This window comes from Sphingobacterium sp. UBA6317 (assembly GCF_002440385.1).
Taxonomy (GTDB): Bacteria; Bacteroidota; Bacteroidia; order Sphingobacteriales; family Sphingobacteriaceae; genus Sphingobacterium; species Sphingobacterium multivorum.
Genome location: NZ_DJTD01000067.1, coordinates 82,667 through 95,645 on the forward strand (window position 1 = coordinate 82,667; position 12,979 = coordinate 95,645).

Genomic DNA, 12,979 nt, shown 5'->3' on the forward strand with positions numbered 1-12,979 from the left:
GCTCTTTCTGCTGTACAGGACGCTATAATTATTCGACTGGTTTTATAACGAAGGAGAATGAATAATCTTTGTACGGCAATGTATATTCGTGAAGCGGCCATGCTCCCCAGCTATTGATTCCGCCTACGCCCATTTGTCTGAGGTCAATATTAACTTGCGTTTGTTTCCTTTTGACAAGGTCAGCGGCATGGCGTTGTTGTCGCTTGGGACCGTCGTCCAAATCCTTATCAAAATAATGCAAGGCACTCATACTGAAAGTAGAATCTGCCGTAAAAAACAATCCCTCACCTTGCTTATTTCTTATTTCCATCCACCTGACATCGGTCTTATTACCTGTCTCCTGTGGCATTACATAAGGAAAATACTGTTGATCGACGGTCTGTTTATAAATTCCGACATGCGATGCAAAATTACGGTCGATGTAGTTCTCCTGTGGTCCCCTACCGTAGTAATTAATGGCCTCAAATCCAGCAGGCATGATCCATTGCATGCCGAAACGTGGCAGAACAGCAACCTTTTTTGTGGTGTCAGCTGTGAATGATTGAGAAACGCGCATTTCACCCCGTTGATTAATGCAGTATTTCATTGCTAACTGTCCATATACCTGAGGCATTTTGTAGGCCGCATAGACATAGACCAGGCTATCGATTAATTCGGATCTAATTTCAAGTAATTCAATAGAATCCGTAACCTGTTTCCAAGATTTCAGTTTTTCAGGTGTATTTGCACCGAAATCGTTATCATTCGGTGCACGCCAATAATTAGTCTTAAATAAAGCATGCTCATCCATTAAATCCCGTCCTTTGTAATGATATCTGGTCAGCCATCCTGATTTAAGGTCAAACTCCATCTGCAGCTGTTTTGCCGAGATAATCATATTTCCATCTTTTCGCTCAGTCTTAATTTTCCCCTGTGCCACAATGGTTGTCTTAGGTTGAAAAACACCACCTAAAGACAACTGTTCGGTTGCAATAATATGCCCCATAGGAAGTAAGGGTTCGGCTTTTTTCAATCGATAAGTCAGATTCAGAAATTTCTCCCCACGTGCATCTGTTTGATAAGGGATAAACAGCACACCAGATTGTTGCGGCAACACATTCAAGTGACTGATTAAACCAGATTGGGCTTTCTTTCCATCAACAATAAGCTCCCATTGAAGTTCAACATTGTCAAGTCCGGTAAAAAAACGTTCATTGTAAACCTGTATCTTTTTCTCCTTCATTAGGCTGCTATGGATATCTTGATATACTTTCTTCATTTCCCAGGCATGCGGATAGGGTGTCCTATTAGCATAAAAAATGCCTTTGGAAGCATAATTCCAGTCCGTTATGGCTTCCTTAGGCTCATAGTCTCCACCATAGGTATAAACCGTATCGCCTTTAGCGTTGATTTTAATAAAACATTGGTCCACAAAATCCCAAATATATCCGCCTTGGAATATTCCTTTATTTGCCCGAATGATGTCCCAATAATCCTTAAAGTTTCCTAATGAATTTCCCATGGCATGGGCATACTCACATTGAATAAAGGGCCTTTGGGGCTTAGGGTTGCGCGCTGCATAATTTTTCATCGCCGATGGGCTTGCATACATGGGAACAATCAGATCGGTATTCCAATCAAATCTTAATTCCCCATAATTATTCACAGCCCTTTCGTATTGTACAGGGCGACTTTTATCGAGCTCTTTCATCCGGAGGTAGGCCCGATAGAAATTGTAGCCATTTCCAGCTTCGTTGCCCATGCTCCAAATAATTACGCTGGGATGATTCCGGTCGCGCTGAATAAGACGTTCAACACGGGCAACATGTGCCTTTTCCCAGGTCGGCCTATTGGCCATCGTATAAGACAGATCATAGCCCATGCCATGAGATTCGATATTAGCCTCATCAATCACATACAATCCATATTGATCACAGAGTTGCAACCAATATTCGGCATTGGGATAGTGGCTGGTACGGACAGCATTGATATTGAACTTTTTCATGAGCTGTACATCACGCAACATATTTTCTTTGGAGATCACATGCCCTGTTACAGGATCTGTTTCGTGCCTGTTTATTCCCTTGATAAGTATAGGCTGTCCATTCACGTGCAACTGACCTTCTTTGATCTCAACCCGACGGAAGCCCACTTGCTGGGGAACGACCTCGCTGAGTTTACCCTCGTGGTCTATTAGCTTAACAGTCACCTGGTATAAATTTGGCATTTCGGCCGACCATAGTGCAGGACGCTCTATGGTCTGTGCAATATCCATCTCTTGTCCCGAGACTTTAACAGTTTTAACTGACACAAGACGACCATTTCTATGTAATGAAACCTCTGCTCTTAACTCATCTTGACTGCTCTGGTTAAAAATCAGCTTAGTATTTAGCTGTCCTTCATCAAAAGAATCGTTGAGGGTCGGTGCCAACTGAATATCACGTAGATATATCGGTTGCCGTGCCAGCAGATAACAGTCTCGTGTGATTCCACTGAGGCGCCACATGTCCTGATCCTCCAAATAATTTGCAACTCCCCAACGCATGACGCGCATTGTGATTAGATTTTTTCCTTTTCTCAAATATCTTGTTACATCAAACTCGGAAGGTAATTTGCTATCCTCCCCATACCCCACATATTGACCATTTACCCAAACAGATAGATTTGATTTGGCAGCCCCAATATGGAGGATAATAGGTTTGCCCTGCCAATCCTCAGGAATGACTACCTCTCGGCGGTACACAGCCGTGGGGTTGAAATCCATCGGCACAATTGGTGGATTTGGTTTTCCGATCAAATAAGTGAATTCAAAACCGGAGGTCGTATACATCGGGAAACCGTATCCATTGAGTTCCCAGTTTGCAGGCACCTGAAAATTAGCCCAAAGATGATCATCATAAGTCAACGATTCAAAATTGGCCGGTAATTTTGACGGACTATCTGCCCATTTAAATTTCCAGGGACCATTCAAACTTAAATAAGCGGAAGATTCACGCCAATCGCTATTGACGATCTGAGACGTATTCGGAAAGGTCACAAAATCGGTATGCATGGGCAGCCGGTTTTCTTCGGTTATCGTTTCATCCAACCAAGGGATTCCTTTTCGGACAAGAGTATCTAGCTGTTGCATTTTACGCGATCCATGTGTCAAGGTAACACTGGACTGCGCATGTCCAAAATTGAATATCAAACTATAGAGTAGAATAAGCACCAATTTATTCACAAACTGCATGTTTTATTATTTAGCGATTAAGAAATCAATTCAAAAAAGAGTGGTTTGTTTCACAGAATGTAGGTTAAATACGGCCATACGGCAGGCCTAGTGAAATACACTTAAATCCCATTGATCCTTCCAATTTATCTGTACTTTTTCATTCTGGAGATCTACCGGTAGCCAGATATATCTGCTATCCATAAGATCTTTGGGGTTCCAGCGGTCGGCCATAAAGATAAAGGCATCTGTTTTTCCTGCGACAGGAAGAATAAATGTGGATTGACCGCCATAAGTCAAAGCCGAATTTGGCCCTTGCATTGGATCCCCTAGGGATTTCCAGGGGCCAAAAAGACTCTTAGCGACATGGAGCTCTGCACGATTTGGAGCCCAGCCGGTGCATCCGCTGGTGATCAGATAATACTGATCTTTATGCTTGAATAAAGCTGGGGCTTCCCGATGATTCCGGAAGAGTAAGGAATCTTTTGCTGTCACATGCAGGTAATCATCGGTTAATTGAACCAGGCGTAAGGCATAGTTTTCGTCCGATGAATAGATTTGGTAAGCCCTGCCATCGATGTCTACAAATAAACCCATATCACGTGACATATTGTTATTTGGCCGGAAGCTGTGGACAAACTGAAACGGCCCAAGCGGAGAGTCACTGGTAGCAACGGCGGCCCTGGCTGCTGCATAGCCTTGCCCTTTCAACTCAAGATGGAACCACATCACATATTTCTTCAGCTGCTCATGATAGATAACCTTTGGCCGTTCCATAATACAGCCCCAGGCAATATCGCTTGTAGAATCTGCGCTAGGTGTGAGAGCCAATCCTTCAAACTTCCAGTTATACAAATCATTGGATGAGTACACATTGACGCCCTGGGATGTCGTTCCGCCACGTTTCTCACCATACCAATAATATTTTCCATTTTGATGAAGTACGCCGCCGCCATGGGCATTGATCACATCACCGGATTGGTCTTTCCATATTTCCCCTGGCGTAAAGCTATTCATTTCAGCACGTTCTACTTTTTGATAGACGCGGATATAATCAATTTCATATTTAGCGGGAAGTAATTTATCAGCTATCGTGCCACCGTTTATTCCACCGAGGGCCAAATTTAACAGGAGATAATGTGGTTGGGTAAATGGATTGAATCCTGTACCGTCCCGATTGACCAATTGATCCATAGGGACGTGAAGCATTTCCATATCATCCACATAAAGCGTAATGGAATCTTCATCCCAAACCATGCGCCAGATATGAAATTGATCTGCCCAAGCCTTTCCGCCAAGATCTTTGACTGCTTTTGTCTTACCGAACCAATGTGCTTTCCACCGTTGGTCAGTGCCAGTTGCGATATTGGCTAATATATTGCCGCGATAATATTCCATGATATCTATTTCACCATTGGATGGCCATTCCTTGCTCGTGCCTAAAGTCCAGAATGCGGGCCAAAGGCCCTCTCCAACAGGGATACGCGCGCGGATTTCAAAAATTCCGTATTTCCAGTGCTGCTTTCCTAAAGTATTTACCGAAGCCGAAGTATAGGTTATCTTTTTACGGCTGGCAATCCAATCAGAGCTGCCCTGAATAAAACCCGGATGATTACGTTGTTCTTTTTTTGCTTCAATAACCAACAGGCCATTACGACAGGAAGCGTTTTCCTTTTGATACCACTGCTCTTCCCGGTTGCGTTTGAAACCTTCTTCGTAACTCCATTTAGTCGTGTCGGGTGCACCATTATAATCAAATTCATCCGACCAGACCAATTTATACTGCGGTAGGATGGGCTGTTGACTATAGACGATAAAACAACTTGACAGCAAACTAAGACAGACAGATAAAAGTTTTTTCATGATTTAGTTTAAGTTTCTTTGAGTTAACTGCTCGTGATGATCAGTAAACAAAAATATCCCCCTTTTCCTACGTAGTCAAGGGGGATATTGAGTCAAAAAGAGGGATATATTCGTATTTGTGTAATAATGAGATGACACATATCCCTTTTTATATTTCTACAAGCCGGTTGGGGCAGTTCCACTGATCAGTGACCATCCTGGATTCTGATAAATAACGGAATTTTCTGCTGTTCCATCATCCGAAGCCAACTGGAAATGCTCGACGGCAATAGGTGCAAGATAATGCGCCATGGCAAATTTCACCCCAGTATAAGACAGGGCATTGCTTCGGACCTCCAATGGTCTGAGGTATTCACTCCGTGCAGGATCTGAAACGACAGATTTATCATTGGTAGCGCCATAAATCAGCTGTTCGGGTTTGTACCAATCTTTCATCGGCCCCCAGAGTTTAAAGCCTTCAAAATGGTCTGCTGTTGTAATCAGCTGGTCCATCGCACGCCAGCGCTTGAGATCCATCCAACGTAGACCTTCCGCCATGAGTTCGCTTCTGCGTTCGCGACGTATATTGTACAATGTAGGTGACACAAACTGTCCTGCAGAATACGCGCCCCAATCTTTCTTCTCTTTCTCCATTTGTGTTGCAGCAATGGTTGCATTGAAATCTTGGTCGACCTTAGCACGTGTACGCAATGAGCGCCAATAGGCCTGCGCCTTCGTATCTAAATTTTGATTCTTTTCGAAACAGGCCTCCATATAATTGAGGTAAGCTTCGGTAGCTCGGAAGGTAATACTACCCGTAAATCCCTGTCCGTTTAGCGTTTGTAAACCGTCGTATGAAATACCTTTACGTATAGTATACCCCGTTGTATAACGTCTTTCCCAATCGGTATCGTAAACAGTCGGTGTGGGTTCAATAAGGGTATAGTGCGTACCTTGTCCAATATTGACCAATACATTCTTTTGGCCGGGCTCTTTTAAAAACAATTGTAAACGACCATCGCGATTTTTCCGAACATCTGCGATGTAATCATCGCCCGCATAACCACTGCCGGAAGCGTAAATAGGCAGTCCATTGGACATCAGGAAGCTTTCAACAAGGCCGCGTGTCAAACCAACCGCATAATTGCCACGCTGTGCATATACCGGTACATTGTGTGTCACCAAACTCTGGTTGTATTGTCGCCACAAAAGTACTTCGCCATAGCTGGACATATCCACGGCACCAAACATACTGAAGTAAGGATTCTCATTGTTGGCAGATTCTATTATTCCGGTGTTGCTCACCAGCGGCACATTGTCAGCAACCGCAGCTGCCGATTCCATGGCCTGCGTTAAAAAGTAGTCGATCTCTCCGGCAATACTTCCCGTCGGAAATGCATAATTGCTATTGTATGATTTTGCCGCACCAGGCCATCCTGGTCCTTTAGGGACGAATGCGGTTCCGCTAAAGTATTTGAGCCAGGTACCTTCGTACAAAGCTACTCGGGACTTGAACAGCTGGGCTACATTTTTTGAGATCCGCTGTTTCTTGCCATCGGGAGAACTTTGGTTCAGCAAGGTAATGGCCGAATCCAAGTCTGAAAGTATAAAACGCGCGACTTCATTTCTTGGTGAACGCTTGCTCGCTTCCACTAAAATACTCTTATCCTTATCCGACATCACATTGCGAATAATCGGAAAATCGCCCAAGGCCTGCAATTTCCCAAAGTAAACATAAGCCCGTAAAAAATAGGCTTCACCGATATAATGTGCTATGTTACTGGAATTTCCGAGAATACGATTTTCCTTCCATTTGGGAACCACCGTATTGATAAAATAATTCATCTGATAAATACTTGAAAAATCCCAGTCACCGCCGTTCGATCCAACGCGCCATTGGCCTGGAATAAACTTATTATCGAGTGTTGGAGTAGCCATATTGTCTGTATTTCCGTCGATGCCGAACGTGCCAAAGGACCAGTTGCCATGCGAAGGAAACAGTCCAGCATATTGATTTACGGTATAAGCAGCAAGTTGTGATTCCTCATCCAGATACGCTTCAGGTATGATGGACGAAGGGGGTGCAATATCCAAATATTTATTGCAGGAAGCTAGGCCTACCAAAGCGACAAGGCCCAATTGCATCAATCTAAAAATAGTACTATTGAATTTCATAATGAATCGACTTAAAATGTAACACTTAAACCTGCAGACCATACTTTTGTCAATGGATAAACCGTTCCGTTGCTTCCGCCATCAATAGTTTCGGGATCAAACATTCCCGCTACACTTGAGCCGGTCCAGATATTTTCTCCGGAAACGTATACGCGTAGACGCTCCACACCAAAACGTTTGGTTGTTTCTTTCGGTAAGGTATAGCCTAGCTGAATATTTTTTATGCGGATATAGGCTGCATTTTGCAAAAAGCGCGTCTGCGTCTGTTGATTTTTGGAGGTTCCAAAAACAGGACGTGCGTAATACGCATCAAGATTTTCGCCCAATGGATTGTCTGCGGTACGGAAATAATCAAGATGATCGACCAAGCCCGTTGACCACCATTTTGAAGTTGCTCCCCAAAAATAATAGCCACCTTGCCAATAGTCGCGTTTCATGACACCTTGCATGAAAACACTAAAATCAAAATTTTTGTAATCCGCATTCAGATTCAATCCAAAGGAGTAACGCGGCGTGCTGTTTCCAATCACACGACGATCACCAGGATCGGCCTCTGTATTGCTTCCACCATCTATTTTTCCGTCGCCATTCAAATCCGCATACATGATATCGCCTGCCCCCCATTGTGTTCCTAATGCATTTTGTCCACCATTGGGCAAGCTCGCCAGATGTTGACTCATCTGTTCCTCTGTCTTTGCGATACCAAGGGTTTGATATCCCCATATTTCACCTAACTTTTGGCCTTCCCGATAGTTTGATAATGACCCTATTGCGTTTGGATAGCGTGTTACTGTTGTGGTATAATCCGACAGGAGAAACTTTGCTCCATATGCGAAACCACTGGCTGTACGGTCATTCCAGCCCAGTGTAGCTTCAAACCCTCTTGTTTTTAAGTCGGTATTATTTGTTTGAGGAACCTGGGTTCCTAATGTATTAGGCAACTGTGGAGCTGGGCCGACCATATTAAATGTTTTCCGTTCGAAGACCTCAAAAGACCCAGAAAGACGGCTATTTAAAAAAGCAAAATCGACGCCTAAGTTTTTGGTATTGATGGATTCCCAGGTCAATAAGGCACTTACCAAGCCTGGAGCCGAAGCAGAATTTGGTCGAGCATTATTAATTAGCCAAGCGCCATTGGCTGTACCCGTTGGTTGCGTGACATAAGTCGGATACCAGACATCGGTATTTTGATTACCCAGTTCTCCGTAGGAAGCTCTTAATTTCAGCATATTAATAAATGGTGCCGACTCTGCAATAAAGTTTTCTTTGGCGATGTTCCATCCTGCAGAAACTGAAGGAAACCAGCCCCAGCGGCTATCGCTGCGGAAGCGTGATGAACCGTCATAACGCAAATTAGCTTCCAATAGGTATTTTTCTGCATAATTGTAATTCAATCGGCCGAAGAAACCCGCTGTTGCCCATTTTTGATATTCGCCAGATACAGAAGGCACTACTGCTTTTCCATTGATGTCTGTGCCGGAGGTCAGATTCAATACCGGTTGATCCGGGATAATGATTCCGTCGCGTTGCACACCGAGATTGCGATAGGCCGTGTGTTCAATCTGACCACCGACCATAACTTTAACATGATGGTCGCCCCAGCTCTTATCGTAATCAGAAAAGATATTAATGTTATAGTAGTTTTCCTTTAAACCAAATTCGTACACATTGGATGAGTTTTTATACAGATACGGATCACCATTCACGTCATGGTTGTAAAGACGCTGCGAGTCCCAATGACGAAATTGAGTTGTGGTTCTATAGTTAAAATTACCAGTTGTACGCCATCCTTTAATAGGTTCGAGGATGAGTTGTAACTGTTGGTAAATGTAATCCTTACTTGATTTATCCTGTCCGCCTTCTTTCATGGCAAGTGCAGGTGAGGGAGAACTGAACAAGTATCCATTTGGATCATACAGAGGCAGCGTTGGCCAGCCCTGTCTGCCTAAATCATCATAAAAACTATTGGTCAATGCAGCCGGACGGTCGTAGTCTTCACGCACCAATCGCGCGTTGTAATTTACCTGAAAGATGTCAGATACTTTAGAATTGATTTTAGCAGCAACAGCGTAACGGTCGTAATGATCCGTATTGAAGGCCATCAACCCTTGTTGTTTCATAATATTACCTGAAAGGTAATAAGTTGTTTTTTCGGTTCCACCATTGAGGCTTAGGTTGTGCTCCTGAGCAAAAGCCTGATCCCGATACATGACATCGAACCAATCGTTGTTGTCGTTACCATAGGCATATCCTTCAGCCCAATACAATTTATTGTTTGGATCGACTATCGTCGAATTTTTCAGGCTTCCGTTTTGATAATCCAGGATGCGCTGCAGATGCTCCGCGGAGAAATGTGGTGAACCACCTGCGTTGACTTCGGCCTGATTAAAGTATTGCGCAAATGTATAAGAATCCATCATCTTCGGCATTAATGTTGGGGCATTCATACGAAAGCTATTATTATAATTTACCGATGTACGTCCAGCCTTTCCAGATTTTGTAGTAACTAAAATAACCCCAAAGGCAGCTCTAGAGCCGTAAATTGAAGCCGCTCCAGCATCTTTTAATACAGATACGCTTTCAATATCCTGTGGATTTAGTGCCGCCAAAGACCCTTCAGAACCATCGATTAAAATCAGTGGTGCCGAAGAAGAGGTTCCGATGGTGCCAGTCCCCCGGATATTAATGGATGGATTGGTTTCCATCGTTCCCGAGTTTTGGGAAATATTTAGTCCTGGTGCCAGTCCTTGCAGTGCCTGGATCGCATTTCTTACCGGCCTATTTTCTAGTTGCTTGGCATCCACCACCGCAACCGAACCGGTCAGGTTTGTTTTTTTCTGCGAACCGAAACCGACCACCACCACTTCATCCAAAACATCTCCTTCGGAAGCATCAAGTTGCACGTTAAGCTCGTAGTTCCCTTGGCTGATCTGTTTGAGCTGACTGAATTCAAAGCGCTGTTTCGCATAACCTAGAAAGGTAAATTCTAATGCCGTGACTGTGGCAGCACTGATAGTATATTTTCCCTGTGTATCTGTTTGTGCTTGCACTGTGGAACCGATATTTTTGACGGTCACTCCGGCCAGTGGCCTATTATTTTCGGTAACCTGGCCCCGTACAGTTATTGACTGCGCATAAGTCTGCTGTAAGCTTAAAAGTAAAAAGCAGATACAACAAAGCCAGCACGGTGTGAATACTATTTTTCTTTTCATAAGTAAAACTGTTTAGTAATTAAAATATTTTGATGAAGCGTAGTACGGCAATATGAGGTAGCATTATTGCGTTTCATTGGGAATTCAAGGATCAAACAATCCACTTTTGATTGGTAAATTCATCATAATTAAACTTGGTTATTTAGCTGTTTTTGAGTTTTAGCCAGCTTACTTTTCCTACACCTATTTTTTATATGATTTGGAGCGGGTATTCAGCTAATCAGGCAAACACTCTTGGTTATTTAATATTGCCAACACCATAAAATGTCGTATTGACACTTGCAATATTATCAAAAACGTTACATCGGAAGGGGGGTAAAATCTTCTTATTTTAAGGGGCAAATTCGTCAAATCAGGCTTTTTGCCCTCAAAAAAAGCCGCATCTCCCGACGCGGCTAAACAACCTATATATTTATTTATAGTGAATGACTAAAATGAAAATTGAACTTCAAAATGCATAAAGAACATAAGATCAATTTTGTTAGCTCCGTGCCAAATACCATACCATAGGGTCCTCTAGTTCATTTATACCTTCTGAAGCGCATTATTGCCTAATTTAGGATCTGCTTCAAAAAATGAAATGTACGTATGCGAACAGTTATTATTCGAATTGTTCACATACGAACAGCACATTAGAAATGAAATAGAAGATTAGTACGCCCAGAGGCGCTCCCTGATGCGAAGCTGTACCGAAAATGCCCCAAACGAAAGCCGAGCGATTCCGCATTACAAACTCATTCCCAAGGTAAACGCAACGCCTTTAGATTCCAGATCTACATTTCCGTAACCTATCCCTGTCAAAGGCATTTTAACAAAAGGTTTTACGCCAATATTAATTTTATCGTTAATTTTCTTCTCAATGGAGATCGAGAAATCGGCAACACCAAAGATATGCTGGTTCTCTCCATTCACTTCATAGACGGCACTTTTCTGAGATCCGCCATAGCTACCTCCACCTTCGTAGTCGAAGGTATATTTTTCCTTTAGCATAAAATAGCTCGAAAGTCCTGCACTGACATTGAACTTCACTTTTTTACCTTTCAAAACCGTATAACTCGCTGTGAGTGGTACATCAAGAACATCACATACAGCGCTCACATTACTCGGCAATTGCGTCATTTCCGGTGGATTTGATGGCGCATAAAATTTATACGCTGACGTATAATTCTTTTTAGCGTAGGTAGCACCCACAGACACACGCAGTGCTTTTGTGAGGGGATAGGAATAGGCCAAACCGATATTTTCACTAAGGGAGGATTTACCTGCCCCCCGCACGCTTGTCAGATCTGGCCCGGCCAAGAAACTAACAACCGACCGCTCTCTTTCCTGCGCATTGGATCCCACACTTTCTTTAGGCTGATAAATGGCTGCCAGACGCTCCCCTGTCCCTTCAACCGGTTCTTCTCTTAAGTTGAAATGAGGCAATCTTTGATTGTTATATTCCATGCTTGGAATTGTGAATACAGTATTTAGTTTTCTTTCTTGCCCGATTATCGGATTTGCATCGGCTATCTTCTCCAAACGGATATCTTGCAGTACGATGGTTTCATTTGAAATCTGGAACACATTATTCGCACGTTTGTTCGGCTGAAATGCAATCCAATCTTGATCCCGTTTGGTTTCGTCTGGCGAATACTCCTTAGGTTGAACAGTATTGTTCTCCGGAACCTCCTTTTCAGGCGAAATACCGGCTGTATTTATTTCACCTGGTAAATTATTGGTTTTAAATAACGCGCTATTCCAAACAAAAAAGATCGTTAAAACTGCTGCAAGTGTAGCTGCCAAGCTCGTTAAGACGACGATCTTTCGTCTCTTTACACGCCTTTCATTGTCCAATCGCGATTCTATATCTTGCCAATGTGATTCATCAAAGTCAAAGTTAGCATCACTTAAGCCCGACTTAAATAGCTCATCAATCTTATTCTTATCCTTTTCCATCATCTTTTCTCCTCCGTTTTACCAAATTTTACCCCTTGAACTTCCACCATTTCCGCCAGTCTACCACGTGCTTTATGCAGATTAGATTTTGATGTTCCAATGGCAATTCCCAGCATGCCACTAATTTCTTCGTGTCCATAACCATCGATCGCATAGAGATTGAACACTGTCCTGTAGGCAGGTGGAAGCTGCTGTACCATCGCCAATAAATCTTCATAGTTTAACTTTTGACTGATGCTATCATCCTCAATAATGGTATGCTCATACATGGATACATCTACCAAGATGCCCTGTTTAATCTTTGCCCGATAAAAATCAATTGCAGTATTTGTCATGATTTTTTTGATCCATATGGAAAAAGGCTTCTGAAAATCATATTTGTTGATGTTTTTAAAAACCTTGAAAAAGCCTTCATTTAAAATACTGATAGCATCTTCCCTGTTATTAGCGTAGCGCAGACATATCCCTAAAGACATAGCGTAGTAGATGGTGTAAAGATCTTTCTGGGCCCTGCGGTCCTCATCAATACATCCTTTAATAATATGGATAGATTTTTCGTCAACTTCTGTTATCGCCACTCGATATTGCTTCTTTCTTTTGATAAATATAGTATTAAGTCTTA

At 42.8% G+C, this 12,979-nt stretch carries 6 protein-coding genes; all 6 read right to left on the minus strand.

Annotated features, from left to right (window positions below; all coding sequences use genetic code 11):
* Positions 1-28: 28 nt before the first annotated feature.
* The gene (locus B3E92_RS21945) at positions 29-3,211 is read right to left on the minus strand and encodes a glycoside hydrolase family 2 TIM barrel-domain containing protein (RefSeq protein WP_286898366.1); all 3,183 of its coding nucleotides are present in this window, start codon (positions 3,209-3,211) and stop codon (positions 29-31) included.
* Between the two features lie 87 nt (positions 3,212-3,298).
* Positions 3,299-5,053: a family 43 glycosylhydrolase gene (locus B3E92_RS21950; protein ID WP_286898368.1), complete on the minus strand. Its 1,755-nt coding sequence runs from the start codon at positions 5,051-5,053 to the stop codon at positions 3,299-3,301.
* A gap of 156 nt (positions 5,054-5,209) precedes the next feature.
* Positions 5,210-7,207 carry a RagB/SusD family nutrient uptake outer membrane protein gene (locus B3E92_RS21955; protein ID WP_070565245.1) on the minus strand — a complete coding sequence of 666 codons (1,998 nt, stop codon included), beginning with the start codon at positions 7,205-7,207 and terminating at the stop codon, positions 5,210-5,212.
* Between the two features lie 11 nt (positions 7,208-7,218).
* A complete protein-coding gene (locus B3E92_RS21960; RefSeq protein ID WP_083295897.1) occupies positions 7,219-10,419 on the minus strand; it encodes a SusC/RagA family TonB-linked outer membrane protein in 3,201 nt (1,066 codons plus the stop codon).
* Between the two features lie 726 nt (positions 10,420-11,145).
* Entirely contained in the window at positions 11,146-12,360 is a 1,215-nt protein-coding gene (locus B3E92_RS21965; protein WP_286898369.1) for a hypothetical protein, read from the minus strand.
* A complete protein-coding gene (locus tag B3E92_RS21970; protein WP_236586116.1) occupies positions 12,357-12,935 on the minus strand; it encodes an RNA polymerase sigma factor in 579 nt (192 codons plus the stop codon). Before B3E92_RS21970 ends, B3E92_RS21965 begins: the two co-directional genes overlap by 4 nt.
* Between the last annotated feature and the right edge of the window lie 44 nt (positions 12,936-12,979).